General features: G+C 69.8%; 19 protein-coding genes. 8 read left to right on the top strand and 11 right to left on the bottom strand.

Going from position 1 to position 15,381, the window contains the following annotated elements; translation table 11 throughout:
* Positions 1-13: 13 nt before the first annotated feature.
* Together soxR and DMC64_RS23530 are read left to right on the top strand one after the other, a co-directional pair.
* Positions 14-475: a redox-sensitive transcriptional activator SoxR gene (soxR, locus tag DMC64_RS23525; protein WP_016335982.1), complete on the top strand. Its 462-nt coding sequence runs from the start codon at positions 14-16 to the stop codon at positions 473-475.
* Positions 476-521: 46 nt separating this feature from the next.
* Positions 522-1,088 (top strand): RNA 2'-phosphotransferase, encoded by a 567-nt coding sequence (locus tag DMC64_RS23530; RefSeq protein ID WP_125735300.1) that lies wholly within the window; start codon positions 522-524, stop codon positions 1,086-1,088.
* On the opposite strand, the gene DMC64_RS23535 is transcribed toward DMC64_RS23530, so the two are convergent.
* The gene (locus DMC64_RS23535) at positions 1,062-1,934 is read right to left on the bottom strand and encodes a hypothetical protein (protein WP_125735301.1); all 873 of its coding nucleotides are present in this window, start codon (positions 1,932-1,934) and stop codon (positions 1,062-1,064) included. The genes DMC64_RS23530 and DMC64_RS23535 overlap by 27 nt on opposite strands.
* Before the next feature lie 46 nt (positions 1,935-1,980).
* Positions 1,981-2,550, bottom strand: coding sequence for a TetR/AcrR family transcriptional regulator (locus DMC64_RS23540; RefSeq protein ID WP_016335985.1), 570 nt, complete (start codon positions 2,548-2,550; stop codon positions 1,981-1,983).
* A 160-nt stretch (positions 2,551-2,710) separates the two neighbouring features.
* Between DMC64_RS23540 and DMC64_RS23545 the strand changes: the two genes are divergently transcribed.
* On the top strand, positions 2,711-4,891 hold the full coding sequence (locus DMC64_RS23545) for an MMPL family transporter (protein ID WP_125735302.1): 2,181 nt from the start codon (positions 2,711-2,713) through the stop codon (positions 4,889-4,891).
* 59 nt (positions 4,892-4,950) lie between these two features.
* Here DMC64_RS23545 and DMC64_RS23550 read toward each other — a convergent pair whose 3' ends face one another.
* Positions 4,951-5,505, bottom strand: a complete 555-nt coding sequence (locus DMC64_RS23550; protein ID WP_233629786.1) for an NADAR family protein — start codon at positions 5,503-5,505, stop codon at positions 4,951-4,953.
* Positions 5,506-5,560: 55 nt separating this feature from the next.
* Positions 5,561-5,716: a hypothetical protein gene (locus DMC64_RS43005; protein ID WP_016335988.1), complete on the bottom strand. Its 156-nt coding sequence runs from the start codon at positions 5,714-5,716 to the stop codon at positions 5,561-5,563.
* Positions 5,717-5,804: 88 nt separating this feature from the next.
* Here DMC64_RS43005 and DMC64_RS23555 point away from each other — a divergent pair, with 88 nt between their 5' ends.
* From DMC64_RS23555 to DMC64_RS23565, 3 genes are read left to right on the top strand one after another with little or no spacing between them, the layout of a single operon-like run.
* The gene (locus DMC64_RS23555; protein WP_125735304.1) at positions 5,805-6,143 is read left to right on the top strand and encodes a helix-turn-helix transcriptional regulator; all 339 of its coding nucleotides are present in this window, start codon (positions 5,805-5,807) and stop codon (positions 6,141-6,143) included.
* The gene (locus DMC64_RS23560; protein ID WP_125735305.1) at positions 6,140-6,610 is read left to right on the top strand and encodes an SRPBCC domain-containing protein; all 471 of its coding nucleotides are present in this window, start codon (positions 6,140-6,142) and stop codon (positions 6,608-6,610) included. Before DMC64_RS23555 ends, DMC64_RS23560 begins: the two co-directional genes overlap by 4 nt.
* Positions 6,610-7,182: a dihydrofolate reductase family protein gene (locus DMC64_RS23565; RefSeq protein WP_125735306.1), complete on the top strand. Its 573-nt coding sequence runs from the start codon at positions 6,610-6,612 to the stop codon at positions 7,180-7,182. Before DMC64_RS23560 ends, DMC64_RS23565 begins: the two co-directional genes overlap by 1 nt.
* Positions 7,183-7,241: 59 nt before the next feature.
* On the opposite strand, the gene hisB is transcribed toward DMC64_RS23565, so the two are convergent.
* From hisB to hisD, 3 genes are read right to left on the bottom strand one after another with little or no spacing between them, the layout of a single operon-like run.
* Entirely contained in the window at positions 7,242-7,841 is a 600-nt protein-coding gene (gene hisB / locus DMC64_RS23570) for an imidazoleglycerol-phosphate dehydratase HisB (protein WP_007029930.1), read from the bottom strand.
* A complete protein-coding gene (locus tag DMC64_RS23575; protein ID WP_125735307.1) occupies positions 7,838-8,938 on the bottom strand; it encodes a histidinol-phosphate transaminase in 1,101 nt (366 codons plus the stop codon). Before DMC64_RS23575 ends, hisB begins: the two co-directional genes overlap by 4 nt.
* Positions 8,935-10,260: a histidinol dehydrogenase gene (hisD, locus tag DMC64_RS23580; protein ID WP_037344821.1), complete on the bottom strand. Its 1,326-nt coding sequence runs from the start codon at positions 10,258-10,260 to the stop codon at positions 8,935-8,937. Before hisD ends, DMC64_RS23575 begins: the two co-directional genes overlap by 4 nt.
* Positions 10,261-10,344: 84 nt before the next feature.
* Between hisD and DMC64_RS23585 the strand changes: the two genes are divergently transcribed.
* On the top strand, positions 10,345-11,139 hold the full coding sequence (locus DMC64_RS23585; RefSeq protein ID WP_125735308.1) for a carbon-nitrogen hydrolase family protein: 795 nt from the start codon (positions 10,345-10,347) through the stop codon (positions 11,137-11,139).
* On the opposite strand, the gene DMC64_RS23590 is transcribed toward DMC64_RS23585, so the two are convergent.
* Positions 11,087-11,575: an Lrp/AsnC family transcriptional regulator gene (locus tag DMC64_RS23590; RefSeq protein ID WP_125735309.1), complete on the bottom strand. Its 489-nt coding sequence runs from the start codon at positions 11,573-11,575 to the stop codon at positions 11,087-11,089. The genes DMC64_RS23585 and DMC64_RS23590 overlap by 53 nt on opposite strands.
* Before the next feature lie 68 nt (positions 11,576-11,643).
* On the opposite strand from DMC64_RS23590, the gene DMC64_RS23595 reads away from it, so the two are divergent.
* Positions 11,644-12,540, top strand: coding sequence for an SMP-30/gluconolactonase/LRE family protein (locus DMC64_RS23595; RefSeq protein ID WP_125735310.1), 897 nt, complete (start codon positions 11,644-11,646; stop codon positions 12,538-12,540).
* Positions 12,541-12,561: 21 nt separating this feature from the next.
* On the opposite strand, the gene DMC64_RS23600 is transcribed toward DMC64_RS23595, so the two are convergent.
* Genes DMC64_RS23600 through eccB form a run of 3 tightly spaced genes read right to left on the bottom strand, consistent with a single transcriptional unit; the run spans position 12,562 to position 15,375 of the window.
* Positions 12,562-13,218 (bottom strand): response regulator transcription factor, encoded by a 657-nt coding sequence (locus DMC64_RS23600; protein WP_037344813.1) that lies wholly within the window; start codon positions 13,216-13,218, stop codon positions 12,562-12,564.
* Entirely contained in the window at positions 13,215-13,943 is a 729-nt protein-coding gene (locus tag DMC64_RS23605) for a response regulator transcription factor (protein WP_161791127.1), read from the bottom strand. Before DMC64_RS23605 ends, DMC64_RS23600 begins: the two co-directional genes overlap by 4 nt.
* Positions 13,944-13,950: 7 nt before the next feature.
* A complete protein-coding gene (eccB, locus tag DMC64_RS23610; RefSeq protein WP_125735311.1) occupies positions 13,951-15,375 on the bottom strand; it encodes a type VII secretion protein EccB in 1,425 nt (474 codons plus the stop codon).
* Positions 15,376-15,381: the final 6 nt, after the last annotated feature.

Here is a 15,381-nt window from a genome sequence, read left to right on the forward strand (position 1 = left end):
CTAGCCTGGCGACGTGACGAGACTGGCTGAACACCTGAGCATCGGACAGGTCGCCGACCGCAGCGGCGTGCCCCATACGGCTTTGCGTTTCTACGAGGACAAAGGGCTGATCAGCTCCGAGCGCTCGGCGGGCAACCAGCGGCGGTACTCGCGTTCGGTGCTGCGCCGGATCGCCTTCATCCGCGCCGCGCAACGGGTCGGCCTCAGCCTGGACGACATCAGCTCGGCACTGGAGACCCTACCCAAGGACCACGCCCCCACCAAGGCCGACTGGGCCCGCCTTTCGCGGGGCTGGCAGGACGAGCTCGACGCGCGGATCGACGCGTTGCAGCGCCTGCGTGACCGGCTGACCGGCTGCGTCGGCTGCGGTTGCCTTTCCCTGCGCAGCTGCGGGCTCTACAACGCCGACGACCAGATGTCGCGGTTCGGCCCCGGCGCGGGCAAACTGCGCCCGGCGTCCGAGGGCGGCATCTGAATTCCGTTGCCGCGCGGGGGCCGGATGTGGGTCACTGTGACTCGAAATGGACAAGAAACACCTCATCCGGGTCTCGAAACGACTCTCCCGGCATCTGCGGCACGCACCCGGCGACATCGGGATCACCCTCACCCCCGACGGCTGGGTCGAAGTCGACACGCTTTTGGCGGCCTTGCGGCGCAACGGCTTGAAGCTCACCCGCGCCGAACTCGACGAAGTCGTCGAGGGCAACGACAAACGGCGCTTCGCCTTCGACGAGGACGGGCTGCGGATCCGCGCCAGCCAGGGCCACAGTGTCGACGTCGACCTCGCGCTGCCCGCGGCGATTCCGCCGGACGTGCTCTACCACGGCACGGTTTCCCGGTTCCTCGACGCGATCATGTACGAGGGGCTCCGGCCGATGAACCGGCACGCCGTGCATCTCTCGGCGACCGTGGACACCGCGCGAGCCGTCGGGGCGCGGCGCGGCGTCCCGGTGCTGCTCGCCGTCGACGCACGGGAGATGACCGCCGCCGGACACGAATTCCAGGTGAGCGCCAACGGTGTCTGGCTCACCGCGGCCGTTCCGCCGGAGTTCCTGCGGCGGCTAGACGAGGCCGTTGGCCCTCAGTAGCCCCAGTGTGCCGACGGTGAACATGCCGTTCCACTCCAGCGCGGCCGCGGGCGAATAGCTGGCGTAGTCGACCCGCCAGCCCCCGTCTTCGTGCTGTCCGCCCGCCACCCGCCGCAGATCCGCTTCGATGACCTCGGGCCGGAAGAGCTTCCGTGCCGGGCCGCCGGGTTCCGGGGCGAAATCGAGCGGGCGCATGGCTTCGCCCTCGATGCCGCCGCCGACGGCGACCACCCCGTCGGCCGGGAGGAACCGGCCGAGCTTCTCGACCAGACGCGTGTCGCCCAGGGCGTCCACCAGCTTCATCGCGAAGGCGAGCACGAGCGCGTGCGGTGTCTCGTCGAGCTTTTCGATCTCGCCGAGGCAGTAGCTCGTCGCCTTCGCCAGCCACGGATGCGCGGCGACCGCGGGATCGTGCGCCGCGACGCGATGGGCGGTGACCGCGACGATCGCGGTGATCTGCAGTGAGGAGACCGACGGATCCGCGTTCGCCCAGAACGGCGCGCTGCCGAACGGATCCGGCATCGGGACCGCGAACGGGATCCCGCCGTCGGGCAGGGAAATCGATTCGAGCCAGTCGCAGAGTTCGGCCGCGCGCGGACTGGTCGCCGGGCCGACGTCGGCGAAGACCTCGAAAGCGTGCAGCGCGCCACCGGGCTGGCTCGTCGCCGAGCGGCAGTCGGGTTCCAGCCCGTGGCCGTAGCCGCCGTCGGGATTGCGGTACGCCTCCAGCGCGGCGAGCGCCGCCGCCGGGTCACCGTCGCGGAAAAGGACCTCGAAGCGCCGCCTGTCGAGCAGCCGCGCCTGGGTGGCCATGAACGTGGCCGCCGTCGTCAGATCGATGTTCATACCGACAGCGTCGCGTGGATCGCGGCCGCCGTCTTGAACACATCGGTCACGAACGGCGGCGCGGGCGGTTGTAGAGCTTGCGCCCGACGGCCAGGAGCGTTTCGCGCAGCGTTTCGTCGTCGAGCGACGCGACCTCGGGCGAGCCGCCGGCGACGGCGATCCCCGCCAGCAGCACCTGCGCGGTCACGATCGCGGTGAGATCCGGATCCGGGCCGACCAGGATCTCCAGCAGCCGGTTCTTGAAACTGTCCGAGCTGTGCACGGACTTCTCGATCGCGCGGGCGATGCCGGGGTCGCTGGAGAACAAGGCGACCAGCGAACGGTGCCGCACCACGAGATCGACGAAACCGTCCAGCAGGTGGTCGATCTGCGCGCCCCGGGTGCGCTGGGCGCGGGCGTCGTCGACGATGCCCTCCAGCTCGCGCAGCACGGGCTCGGCGACCGACTCGGTGATCTCCGCCTTCGTCTTGAAGTGGTAGTAGACGGCGGCCTTCGTGACGCCGAGGGCGTCCGCGATCATCTGCAGCGAGGTGCCTTCCACGCCGTGTTCGGTGAACAACCGCAACGCCGTGCCCAGTAGTCGCGTGCGGGTGTCCTCCGCGTGGACGACGTCCATGTTCCCTCCTCGTTCAGCCGTCGGAGATTACGTCAAGCGTGCCCGCGTGGCCAAACGAGTACTAGCCGTGCGGCTAGTCACACACTTGCCGATCGGCTTGTAGGCCCCTAGCCGATCGGCTAGCTTGGAATGAACCTGATCGAGTGAACGGGAGACTTTCGTGGCCAGCTTCCTCTACCGCCTGGGCCGGTTCTCGTTCCGGCGCCGGGCACTGGTGACGGCGGTGTGGGCCACCGTCCTGGTGGCCCTCGGCGCGGGAGCGCTGACCCTGTCCGGCCAGCTTTCGAACTCGGTGACCATCCCCGGCACCGAGTCGCAGAAGGCGATCGACCAGCTCGCCGACCGGTTCCCGGAAGCCGCCGCCGGTGGCGCGACGGCGCGCGTCGTCATCTCGACGCCCGGCGACATCACCGACGCCGCCGGACAGGCGGCGATCACGGGACTCGTCAAGGGACTCGAGAACGCCCCGAAGGTCGCCGGCGTGGTCAACCCGCTGCAGATGCAGGCGATCTCCCCCGACAAACACGTCGCGCTGGCGCAGGTCTCCTATCGCGTGCCGGGTTTCGAGCTCACCGACGCCGACCGCGAGGGCTTGATGGCCGCCGCGGACGCCGCCAAGGCGGCCGGGTACACAGTGGACTTCGGCGGTGACGCCGTGCAGGCGATGCCCGCGACCAACGCCACCGAAGGCCTCGGTGTCGCCGTCGCCGCGGTCGTCCTGATCATCACCTTCGGCTCGCTGCTCGCGGCCGGGATCCCGCTGCTGACCGCGCTCATCGGCGTCGGCATCGGCATGGCGGGTATCACCACGGCGTCCGGTTTCCTCGAACTGAACACGAACACGCCGGTGCTCGCGCTGATGATCGGCCTGGCCGTCGGCATCGACTACGCGCTCTTCATCGTTTCCCGGTATCGGCACGAACTCACCATCGGCCGCGATCCGGAGGAGGCCGCCGGACGCGCCACCGGTACCGCGGGCTCCGCCGTGGTGTTCGCCGGGCTGACCGTCATCATCGCGCTGGCGGGCCTGACCGTCGTCGGCATCCCGTTCCTCGGCGAGATGGGGATCGCCGCGGCGATCACCGTCGCCATCGCGGTCGTCATCGCGCTCACCTTGCTGCCCGCCATCCTCGGCTTCGCGGGCGGCAAGCTGGCAGGTGGCAAGATCCGCTTGCGCCGCAAGGAAAGCACGACGACACACGGCGAGCGCTGGGCGAAATTCGTCGCCCGCCACCGGATCCCGGTGCTGATCGCCGCGATCGCCGGACTCGCGATCGTCGCCGTGCCCGCCGCGAGCATGCAGCTCGGCCTGCCGAACGACAGCACCGCCGCGCCGGACACCACCCAGCGCAAGGCCTACGACACCGTCGCCCGCAGCTTCGGCGAAGGCGCCAACGGCCCGCTGGTGATCGTCGTCGACCTGAGCGGCAGCACCGACCGGCAAGCCGCGCTCCAGCAGGCGGCCGCGGGTATCGGCGGCCTCCCCGAGCGCCCGATCGTCACGCCGCCCAAGACCAACCGCGGCGGTGACCTGGCGTTGCTGACCGTCATCCCGAAGAGCGGCCCGAGCAGCACCGCGACCGAAGACCTGGTCAGCGACATCCGCGGCCTGAACGCTGGGCTGGGTTCGGCCACCGGTGCGTCGCTGGCGGTGACCGGCCAGACCGCGGCCAACATCGACGTCTCGGAGAAACTCGCCGACGCGATGCTGCCGTATCTCGCGCTGATCGTCGGGCTCGCGTTCCTGTTGCTGATGCTGGTGTTCCGGTCGATCGTCGTCCCGCTGAAGGCGACGCTGGGCTTCCTCGGTTCGGTGGTCGCGACGTTCGGCGCCGTGGTGGCCGTGTTCCAGTGGGGCTGGCTCACCGACCTGCTCGGGGTGAAGACGACCGGGCCGATCATGAGCATGCTGCCGATTCTGCTGATCGGCGTGCTGTTCGGGCTCGCGATGGACTACCAGGTGTTCCTGGTGACGCGGATGCGGGAGGAATACGTCCACGGGGCCGACCCGCAGGAGGCGATGGTGACCGGTTTCCGGCACGGCTCCCGCGTCGTGGTCGCCGCGGCGCTGATCATGATCAGCGTGTTCGCCGGCTTCGTGCTCGCGGAGTCGTCGCTGATCCAGTCGATCGGGTTCGCGCTGGCCTTCGGGGTGCTGGTGGACGCGTTCGTGATCCGGATGACCATCGTGCCGGCGCTGATGTCGCTGCTCGGCCGCGGCGCGTGGTGGCTGCCGAAGTGGCTGGATCGCGTGCTGCCCGATGTCGACGTCGAAGGCGAGAAGCTCGCGAAGCAGCTTGATGCGCCTGATGAGCGGCAGCTGGTCGACGCCTCGAAGTAGCTCTGTCCGTGAAGGCCTCCTTGAGAGACTCTGGGTCCCTCAAGGAGGCCTTCACGGATTCAGCCGAGCGCCGCGCGGGCCTCTCCCAGCGCGAAGCCGAGCAGGTTCAGCCCGCGCCAGCGTTCGGCATTTTCGACGTGCGGATGGTCGGCCGCCAGCCCGATCCCCCAGACGGTGTCCAGCGGGCTGGCCTCGACCAGCACGCGATTCCTGGTGCCGAGCAGGAAGCCCCGCAGGTTCGGGTGCTGCCCGAATTTCGCGAGCGTCCCGTCGAGAACGATGCCGTAGCGCTCGTCCTCCCAGCGCGCCTGTTCGAATCCCCGCACCTCGCGGCCCAGCGCCTTGGCCTCACGCGGATGCCGGGCGCCGAGGATCCGCGCCGCGCTCTCGGCGTCGTCGAACAGGACCGCTTTGCGCCACATCATGTAGTGCTCGGCCGTCGGGAAGGTCTCGCCGTCGGCGGTGAACCGGGCGGGCCACCACTGGCTGAAGCATTCGGGCCCTACCGTGCCGTCACGCCGGGCCTGATGGCCCCAGAAGTACAGGAACTTGACGCGGCTCCCCGATCGCTGGAGCCGGACGACCTCGGCGACCGAGCGCGGGTTTCCGGACATGCCGGACAGCATGCTCGCCGACGTCGCGACGCGCAGCCGATTTAGCGGGCGTCGCTCAGGCCAGCCAGGCGATGGCGCCGCCGATGGCCAGCAGCGCGCCGATCCCCAGCACGACGGCCATGAACTTGACGCTCTTCCAGGTCGCGTAGACGCCGCCGATCAGGAAGCCGCCGAGCGCGAACAGCAGCACAGCGATGGTCGTGTTACTCACGACCGCCACCCTGCCACACGCTCGCGAGCCGGACCGCGCCGGGCTCGCCCCTTGTCACCGGGGCCGAGCCCGGCTAACGTACAACCACATGGTTGTACTTCGTGAGGAGAGCGAGGAGTCGCTCAACCAGCTCTTCCGCGCCTTGGCCGACGGCACCCGCCGCGACATCCTGGCGCGGGCGATCGCGGAAGCGCCGACGGTGTCCGAGCTCGCCGCGCATTACGAGATGAGCTTCGCCGCCGTGCAGAAACACGTCGCCGTGCTCCAGCGCGCGGGGCTCGTGCGGAAGCGCGCCAACGGCCGCGAACAGCTGGTGTCGACCGATCGCGAGCGGCTCAAACGCGCCACCGAGCTTCTCGACTCCTACGAAGTCCTTTGGCGCCAACGGGTGGCGCAGCTCGACGATGTCCTCCGGGAAGGGGAATGACGATGCCGATCACCTCGGTCACCAAAGATCCCGAGAAACTCCAGCTCACCGTCCTGGCGGACTTTCCCGTTCCACAAAAACGCCTCTGGGCGGCTTGGGCGGATCCAAGACAATTGGAACGCTTCTGGGGGCCGCCGTTCGCGCCCGCCACGTTCACCCATCACGATTTCCGGACGGGCGGCCGCGCCGAATACTTCCTGACCGGCCCCAACGGCGAGAAGTGGCCCAATTCCTGGAAGTTCGCCGCGGTGAATCCCATCGACTTCTTCGAGGCGGAGGACGGTGACGGCGACGACGAGGACATGCCCACGTCCATGACTTTCACCTTCGAGACGACAGCCACGGGATCCCGGATGATCCATGTGACGCGCTTTTCCAGCGTCGAAGCCATGGAAAAGACGATTCCCGGGATGGAAGAGGGGTTCCGCGCCGCGATGCCCCAGCTCGACGCACTGCTGGAGGCATGATGCGGAAGCTCAAGATCATCGAGCACATCTCGCTCGACGGGGTGATCCAGCATTCCGAGGACGAGAACGGCTTCCCGTACAGCGGCTGGAACATGCCCTACCGGACCCCCGCCGGCCGGGAGGCCCTCCTGGCCGCGCACACCGAACGCTTCGACCTGCTGCTCGGCCGCCACACCTACGACCTCTGGTCGGAATTCTGGCCGGACGCGCCGAGCGAGCCGTTCGCGGACCGGCTCAAGGCGGCGACGAAGTTCGTCGTCACCCACCGGCCGGAAAGCCTGAAATGGGGCCCGTTCGAGGGGATCGGGCCGGACATCGGCACCGCCTTGAGCCGCATCAAGGCGCAGGACGGCCCGGACCTCATCCTCTCGGGCAGTTCCACGTTGACGTCGACGCTGCTCGAAAACGGGCTCGTGGACGAAGTCGTGCTGGCCGTCTACCCGCTCCTTTTGGGCACGGGCAAGCGTTTCTTCGCCGAAGGAACGCCCGCCCAGGCCCTGGACTTCGTCGGCTCCACGACGACTCCGTCCGGCGTCCAGCTCACCACCTACCGCCCCACCGGCCGCGTTTAGTCCTCTAAATGCGGTAGTTGCACGCGCAAGGAACGCATCCAGAGGACTAAATGCGGGGGCTAGAGGACGCCCTTCGTGGACGGGATGCCGCCCGCCCGGGGATCCGGCTCGGTCGCGGCACGCAGCGCCCGCGCGACGGCCTTGTACTCGGCCTCCGCGATGTGGTGCGGGTCCCGGCCGTGCAGCACCCGCACGTGCAGCGCGATCTGCGCGTGGAACGACAGAGAGTCGAACACGTGCCGCGTCAGCACGAACGGGTAGTTCCCGCCGATGGTGAAGCTGTTGAACTGCTCGGGCTCGCCCAGGTGCACGCAGTACGGCCGCCCGGAGACGTCGATCGCGGCGTGCGCGAGGGTCTCGTCCATCGGGATCCACGCGTCGCCGAACCGGCGGATACCGCTCTTGTCGCCGAGTGCCTGCCGCAGCGCCTGGCCGAGCACGATCGCGGTGTCCTCGACGGTGTGGTGCGCGTCGATGTGCACGTCACCGGTCGCCTGCACCTTGAGGTCGAGCGAGCCGTGCACGCCGAACGCGGTGAGCATGTGGTCGTAGAACGGGACACCGGTGTCGATCTCCACCTGCCCCGTGCCGTCCAGATCGAGCTGGACCGAAATGGACGATTCCTTGGTGGTGCGGTCCACCTTGCCGACGCGACTCATCGCGGCACCTCCTTGCTGGCCTCGAGAAAGGCGTCGTTCTCTTCCGGCGTGCCGATGGTCACCCGCAGGTGCCCGGCGATGCCGACGTCCCTGATCAGCACACCGTTGTCCAAATAGGACTTCCAGGTCGCGGGCGCGTCCGCGAACCGTCCGAAGAGGACGAAGTTCGCGTCGCTGGGAACCGGCGTGAATCCCAAGCCCAGCAACGATTCCACCACGCGGTCACGTTCGGCCGCGAGTTTGGCGACCGAGGCGAGGGTGGCGTCCGCGTGCCGCAGCGCGGCGCGCGCGGCGGCCTGCGTGAGCTTCGAGAGGTGATACGGCAGGCGCACCAGCTGCAGCGCGTCGACGATCGCGGGCGCCGCCGCGAGATAGCCGAGCCGTCCGCCGGCGAAGGCGAACGCCTTGCTCATCGTGCGCGACACGATCAGCTTCGCCGGGTACTCCTCGATCAGCTCGACGGCGCTCGGCTGCGACGAGAACTCCGCGTACGCCTCGTCGACCACCACGATGCCCGGCGCCGCTTCGAGCAGCCCGCGCAACTCGTCGAACGGGATCGACCCGCCGGTCGGGTTGTTCGGGCTGGTCACGAACACGATGTCCGGACGGCGTTCGCGCACCAGCGCGGCCGCCTTCTCGGTGTCGAGCGTGAAATCGGCGCGGCGCGGCACCGGCAGCCAGTCGGTGCGGGTGCCCGCCGAGATGATCGGGTGCATCGAGTACGACGGCTCGAAGCCCAGCGCCGACCGGCCGGGACCGCCGAAGGCCTGCAGGATCTGCTGCAGGATCTCGTTGGATCCGTTGGCGGCCCACACGTTCGACTCCGAGACCAGCACACCGGTGGACACCGCGAGGTAGTCCGCGAGGTCCTGGCGCAGCGCGACGGCGTCGCGATCCGGGTACCGGTGCAGCGAAGCGGCCTCGGCGCGGACGGCCTCGGCGACGTCGGCCACCAGCGCGTCCGGCGGCGGGTACGGATTTTCGTTGGTGTTGAGCCGGATCGGCACGTCGAGCTGCGGTGCGCCGTACGGGGTCTTGCCCCGCAGGTCCTCCCGCAGCGGGAGCGCGTCGAGCGTGATCTCCTCGCCGATGCTCATGCCCGCTCCCCCTCGAACCGCGCCGTGATGGCCTCGCCGTGCGCGGGCAGGTCTTCGGCGTTCGCCAGCGCGACGACGCGGCCGGCGATCTCGCGCAGCGCGTCCTGGCTGTAGTCGACGACGTGCACGCCCTTGAGGAAGCTCTGCACCGAAAGCCCGGACGAGTGCCGCGCGAATCCGCCGGTGGGCAGGACGTGGTTGGACCCGGCGCAGTAGTCGCCGAGCGAGACCGGCGCGTACGCCCCGACGAAGATCGCGCCGGCGTTCCGCACGCGGGCCGCCACCGCACGCGCGTCCGCGGTCTGGATCTCCAGGTGTTCCGCGGCGTACGCGTCCACGACGCGGATCCCGTCGTCCACAGTGGACACCAGAATGACGCCGGACTGCTTGCCGCCCAAGGCCTCCGTCACCCGCTCGGAGTGCTTGGTCGCGGCCACGCGACCGGTGAGTTCCTTGTCGACGGCGTCCGCGAGCTCCTCGGACGTGGTCACGAGCACACTCGCGGCGAGCGGGTCGTGTTCGGCCTGGCTGATCAGGTCGGCGGCGACGTGCACCGGGTCCGCGGTCTCGTCGGCGAGGATCGCGATCTCGGTCGGGCCCGCCTCGGAGTCGATGCCGATGATGCCGCGCAGCAGCCGCTTGGCCGCGGTGAGATAGATGTTGCCGGGCCCGGTGACGATGTCGACGGGCTCCAGAATCGCGCCGTCGGTGTCGGTGCCGCCGTACGCGAGCAGCGCGACGGCCTGCGCGCCGCCGACGGCCCAGACCTCGTCGACGCCGAGCAGTTCGGCGGCGGCCAGGATCGTCGGGTGCGGGAGCCCGCCGAACGCGGCCTGCGGCGGCGAGCACAGCACGAGCGTGCCGACACCGGCGATCTGCGCCGGGACGACGTTCATCACCACGGTCGAGGGGTACACCGCGAGCCCGCCCGGCGCGTACAGCCCGACGCGCTCGACGGGGATCCAGCGCTCGGTGACGGTGCCGCCGTCGACGACCTCGGTCGTGACGTCCTGACGGCGCTGATCGCCGTGGACCTTGCGGGCGCGGACGATGGACTCCTCCAGCGCCTCGCGGACGGCCGGGTCCAGGTTCGCGAGCGCGCTGGTCAGCTCCGAGGCGGCCACGCGGACACCACCGGGGCGGACCTTGTCGAACTTCTCGGTGTACTCGAGGACCGCCTCGACGCCGCGATCGCGGACCGCCTCGACCACCGGCCGTACGTGATGCAGCGCCGCGTCCACGTCGTACTCGGCACGCGGGAGCGTGCTCCTGAGTTCGGCAACGGACGGGACCTGTCCACGCAGGTCGGTACGGTTCAGCATGGGTCAAGGGTACGAGGTGGCCGGATCGCCCCGAGCAGGCACACTGGGGTGGTGACCAGCGATCCCACGATGAGGGAGGCCTCCGTGCCGCGAATCGGGTTGTGCCAGCTCACGGCGGCCGAGGATCCCGAAACGAACCTGAAGCTGATTCGCGAAGGCGTGACGGCCGCGGCGGCCGAGGGCGCGCGGATCGTGGTGTTCCCCGAGGCGGCGATGGCGCGCTTCGGCATCCCGCTCGCGCCCGTCGCGCAACCCTTGGACGGTCCCTGGGCGTCCACAGTGGCGGCACTCGCCGACGAGCACGGCGTCGTGGTCGTCGCGGGCATGTTCACGCCGTCGCCCGACGGACGCGTGAGCAACACGCTGCTCGTCACCGGTGCCGGGCATCACTTCGGCTACGACAAGATCCATCTGTACGACGCGTTCGGGTTCGCCGAGTCGGACACGGTCGCCCCGGGGACCACCCCGGCCACCTTCGAGGTCGACGGCGTGACCTTCGGCGTCGCGACCTGTTACGACATCCGCTTCCCCGAGCTGTTCCGGAAGCTGGCCGACGACGGCGCCGACATCGTCCTCGTGCCCACGTCCTGGGGCGCGGGCGAGGGCAAACGCGAGCAGTGGGAGGTGCTGGTGCGCGCCCGCGCGCTCGACTCCGGCTGCTGGGTGCTGGGCTGCGGGCAGGCCGATCCGGCCACGACCTCGACCCCGGTGAACCCCAAGGCGCCGACCGGGATCGGCTACTCCACGGTGTCCGACGGTTTCGGCCGCCTCCACACCCAGCTGGGCGCCGGGCCGGAACTGGTGATCGTCGACGTCGACCCCGCGGTCAGCGGGAAGGCGCGGGCGGCGACGGGGGTTCTGGCGAACCGCCGCCTGTAGCGTCCACCGAGCGCTCGAAGAAGGATTCGAGCACCACGATCGTCTGCGTCCCGGTCACCCCTTCGATCGCGTACAGCCTGCGCAAGGACGCCTGCAGCTCTTCGGTGGTCGGCGTGCGCACCTTCACCAGCAGCGAGGCCGGGCCCGCGATGATGTGCGCCTCGACGACCTCCGGCAATGCCTCCAACGCGGCCTTCGTCGGTGCGTCGCCCATCCACGAGCCCGCCTCGACCAGCACGAACGCCATCACCCCTCGGCCGACGGCCGACGGGTCGACGTCGACGGTCGTGCGCCGGATGACGCCCTGTTCGCGCAGTTTGCGGACCCGCTCGTGCGCGGCGCCCGCGGACAGCCCGACCGCCTTGCCGAGCGCGGCGTACGCCTGAGTCGCGTCGTGCTGCAACGCGGTGAGCAACATGCGATCCACGTCATCCATGGGTTGACCATATCAAGTTCGGCGGTTCATGATGATCGCAATATCTCATTCGGAACACTGGGGTTCTCATGGACATGGTCAAGGCGCAGTTCGAAATGCTCGACGAGCGGTTCGCCCGCGTCAACGGGGACGAGTGGATGCAGCGGCTGCACACCGGCTGCCGCTGGACGGAGGGGCCCGCGTACTTCCCCGCCGGGCGGTACCTGGTGTTCAGCGACATCCCGAACGACCGGGTCCTGCGCTGGGACGAGACCACGGGCGCGGTCGGCGTGTTCCGCGAGCCCGCCGGATTCCACAACGGGCACACCGTCGACCGGCAGGGCAGGCTCGTCAGCTGCGAACAGGGCAACCGCCGGGTGACGCGCACCGAGCACGACGGCACGACCACCGTGCTCGCGGAGACCTATCAGGGCAAGAGGTTCAACAGCCCCAACGACGTCGTCGAGTCCTCGGACGGCGCGATCTGGTTCACCGACCCGAGTTACGGCATCGACAGCGACTACGAGGGCCATCAAGCCGAGAGCGAGATCGGCGCCTGTCACGTCTACCGGGTCGATCCGGTGGACGGTTCGGTGCGGATCGTCGCGGACGACTTCTCGCGCCCGAACGGGCTGGCGTTCTCGCTCGACGAGTCGCTGCTCTACATCGCGGACACGCGGCAGAATCCCAGCCACATCAGGGTTTTCTCGGTGAGCGACGGCCTGCTTTCCGGTGGCGAGGTCTTCGCGACGAGTGACGCCGGCGGCTTCGACGGGATACGGCTGGACGCCGCCGGGCGGGTCTGGGCAGCCGCGCACGACGGCCTGCACTGCTTCGCGCCCGACGGCACGCGGATCGGGAAGCTGCGGGTGCCGGAGGTCTGTTCGAACCTGACCTTCGGCGGGCCGCGGCGGAACGACCTGTTCATCACCGCGTCCAGTTCGGTGTACACGCTGCGGGTGAACTTCTCGGCACCCCGCGTTTAGAGGACGAAACGCGGAGGGGGCCTAGCGCAGCAGGCCTTCCCGGATCGCCACGCGGACGAAACCGGCGCGCCGCCGCTCGCCGGTCTTGTCCCGGATCCGGTCGAGGTAGGACCGCACCGTCCGCACGCTGATGTTCAGGATCTCCGCCACGTCGACGTCCCGTTCGCCCGCCGCGACGAGCCGCAGGACCTGCTTCTCCCGCTCGGACAGGACGATCTTGGGCCCGGCGTGGCGGTCTTCGCTGTCCTGGATGATCATCCCGGCCAGCGTCGGCGACACGTACGCGTTGTCGTCGGCGATGGTGCGGATGGCGCGCAGGAGTTCGTCGCCGTCGACGTCCTTGGACAGGAAGCCCTTCGCCCCGGCCTGCATGGCGCCCAGGACCTCGGGCTGTTCGGCGTGCGCGGACACCACGAGCACCTTGTGCCCCATCTGCCCCACTTCGAGCACCGCGGCGGCGTCCTGGACACCGCGCAGCTTGAGGTCGAGGACGACCACGCTGCCGGGCGGCTGCTCCTGGACGGCGAACCGCGCGACGGAGTCCGCGACGGCGCCCAGCTCGATGTCGGGCGCTTCGGTGAGGACACGCGCGACGGCGTCCCGGTACAACGGATGGTCCTCGATCACCCCGACGTTGATCGGCGTACTGCGTTTCGGCTGCTGCTCGTCTGCGTTCACCGGCGTCCTTCGAATCCGCCCGCGTCGGCGCGGGGCGCGACCGGCCGAGACGGACCGGGCACCTCCGGCGGAGACGCGAGCCCGAGCTGGATGGCCTTGCGGACCAGACCGGCCCGCCTTCTCTCTCCGAGTTTGTCACGGATCCGGTCCAGATAACCGCGGACCGTCCGAACTCCGATGCCCAGGATGCGGGCGATGTCGACGTCGCGTTCGCCCGCCGCGACGAGCCGCAGCACCTGCTTCTCCCGCGCGGAGAGCGCGACGTCCGGAGCGGACGCGGGACGGTCGGCGTTGTCCTTGATGATCATTCCGGCCACCACCGCGGAAACGTAGGCCCGGCCGCGCGCGACCGTCCTGATCGCGGTCAGCAGCTCGTCGACGTCGACGTCCTTGGACAGGAAACCCTTGGCGCCGGCCGCGATCGCGCCGAGCACCTGCTCGGGTTCGGCCTGCGCGGACACCACGAGCACGTGATGCCCCAGTTCGCACACCTGGAGCACGGCCGCCGCCCCGGCGATCCCCGGCAGGCCGAGGTCGAGCAGCACCACGCTGCCGGGCGGCTGCGGGTGGACGTGGAACCGGGCGACCGAATCGACTACCGCGCCCAGTTCGATGCCTTCGGCCTCGGTGAGGACCCGGACGACGGCGTGCCGGTACAGCGGATGGTCTTCGATCACCGCGACGTCGACCCGGTCGGTCTCCGGCCTGTCTTCGGTCAGCTGCACGTTCCGATCACCCCGTCCCACCCGCCGCGGACACCGCACGACCCGCTTGCGCCGGATCCAGCGCGGGACCGCGCGGAACCAGTGCCAGCAATCCATTCGGAACCGGTTGCCGTTCGGCTTGGCCGTAGCCGAGGGAAGCGAGTGCCTCAGTGCTCGCCACCGGGTACTTCTGGCCCGTGTCGGTGACGACGTAGACCGTGCCGGAACCGGATTCCGCCACCACCGCGCCTCCCGACGGGGGCACGAAGACGGCGTCGGCGACCAACGCGTCCGTCCGCGCCGTCACCGGGATCGCCTTCGCACCTTGCGGCAACGGGACCTGTGCGGAGATAACGATTCGAGAACCCTGTGCGCATAACGTCACGGACTGTCCGGTAACGGGCGCTTTTCGCGGGATCCGGTCCGGATACTCCGCGGGATCGGCCCCGCCCGCCCTCGCCGTGCCGACCTTCGCCACCGCGGCGACGTCGGCCGCGCGCACCGCGACGGGTGCCGGGACGCCGGTGTAGGCGTCGGCGTTCTGCGGGGTGTTGATCAGCAGGCTCGCCTCGGTCTGGCCGATCGGTTCGAGCCCTTCGGCACGGACGAGGTAGTACGACGTCGCGTCGTTGGGCGACGCCATCGCGTCGACGACGCCGAGCACCGAACCGACCTTCGTCGAGACGCCGCCGACCTTCGGGCCGGGCCGCCCGGCGTCGTCGACCGCGCGGTAGGCCAGATCGCGTCCGGCGGCGACGGTGCCGATCCACCGGGAGGACACCGCGATCGCCGGGTAGGTGTCGAACTGCAACGCCGTGGCGGCTTCGGGAGTGAGCTTGTAGCGGCGCCCGGCCGTCACGAGGTAGCGCTCCCCCTCGGGGACGCGGACCACGACGGCCTGATCCCTCGGCAGGTCGATCCCGGCGGCGGGCGCGCCGAGGAGCACCGTCGTCTCCGGTTCGGCGGACGCGGGCGCGTCCTGGGTCGTGCGCGAGCAGCTCGTCCACGGCGTGTTCACGAGCGCGGCCGCCGCGGGCAGCGAATCGGGGGCGCCGGGGATGCCGATCTGCGAACCCCTCGGCGCCTTCGCGAGCTTGTCCGATGGGACGGTCACAGTGGCCTCGCCGTTGCCGCCCGCCATCAGCCGCGCGGAGGCGTAGTTGAGCACTGGATGCAGGGCGCCGTCCTGGCCGAGGATGTAGCGGGCGCCGGTGCCCTCCTCGACGATCACCTTGCCGCCCGCCAGCCAGTCCTTGCCGCCGGAGGGGTTCAGCAGGCCGATCACGCCGAACACCGCGGTGACGAGCAACGCCACGCCGAGGCCGCACAGGGTGCCGATGACGAGCCTGCGGCTCGGGGCGACCGGATGGTTGGCGTCAGCCGAGACCAGTGCCGAAACCAGTCTCCTGCGGAGGAATTGGTAGGCCTGGATCTGGTCCCGCTGCGTCCACACGCTCCC

Source organism: Amycolatopsis sp. WAC 04197 (genome assembly GCF_003947475.1).
Taxonomy (GTDB): domain Bacteria; phylum Actinomycetota; class Actinomycetes; order Mycobacteriales; family Pseudonocardiaceae; genus Amycolatopsis; species Amycolatopsis japonica.

Excerpts from the sequence above, each read along its gene's own strand:
- DMC64_RS23530 (WP_125735300.1), top strand. The coding sequence starts at position 522 with ATGGACAAGAAACACCTCATCCGGGTCTCGAAACGACTCTCCCGGCAT.
- DMC64_RS23535 (WP_125735301.1), bottom strand. The coding sequence starts at position 1,934 with ATGAACATCGATCTGACGACGGCGGCCACGTTCATGGCCACCCAGGCG.
- DMC64_RS23540 (WP_016335985.1), bottom strand. The coding sequence starts at position 2,550 with ATGGACGTCGTCCACGCGGAGGACACCCGCACGCGACTACTGGGCACG.
- DMC64_RS23550 (WP_233629786.1), bottom strand. The coding sequence starts at position 5,505 with ATGTCCGGAAACCCGCGCTCGGTCGCCGAGGTCGTCCGGCTCCAGCGA.
- DMC64_RS23555 (WP_125735304.1), top strand. The coding sequence starts at position 5,805 with ATGGTTGTACTTCGTGAGGAGAGCGAGGAGTCGCTCAACCAGCTCTTC.
- DMC64_RS23560 (WP_125735305.1), top strand. The coding sequence starts at position 6,140 with ATGACGATGCCGATCACCTCGGTCACCAAAGATCCCGAGAAACTCCAG.
- DMC64_RS23565 (WP_125735306.1), top strand. The coding sequence starts at position 6,610 with ATGCGGAAGCTCAAGATCATCGAGCACATCTCGCTCGACGGGGTGATC.
- hisB (WP_007029930.1), bottom strand. The coding sequence starts at position 7,841 with ATGAGTCGCGTCGGCAAGGTGGACCGCACCACCAAGGAATCGTCCATT.
- DMC64_RS23575 (WP_125735307.1), bottom strand. The coding sequence starts at position 8,938 with ATGAGCATCGGCGAGGAGATCACGCTCGACGCGCTCCCGCTGCGGGAG.
- hisD (WP_037344821.1), bottom strand. The coding sequence starts at position 10,260 with ATGCTGAACCGTACCGACCTGCGTGGACAGGTCCCGTCCGTTGCCGAA.
- DMC64_RS23590 (WP_125735309.1), bottom strand. The coding sequence starts at position 11,575 with ATGGATGACGTGGATCGCATGTTGCTCACCGCGTTGCAGCACGACGCG.
- DMC64_RS23595 (WP_125735310.1), top strand. The coding sequence starts at position 11,644 with ATGGACATGGTCAAGGCGCAGTTCGAAATGCTCGACGAGCGGTTCGCC.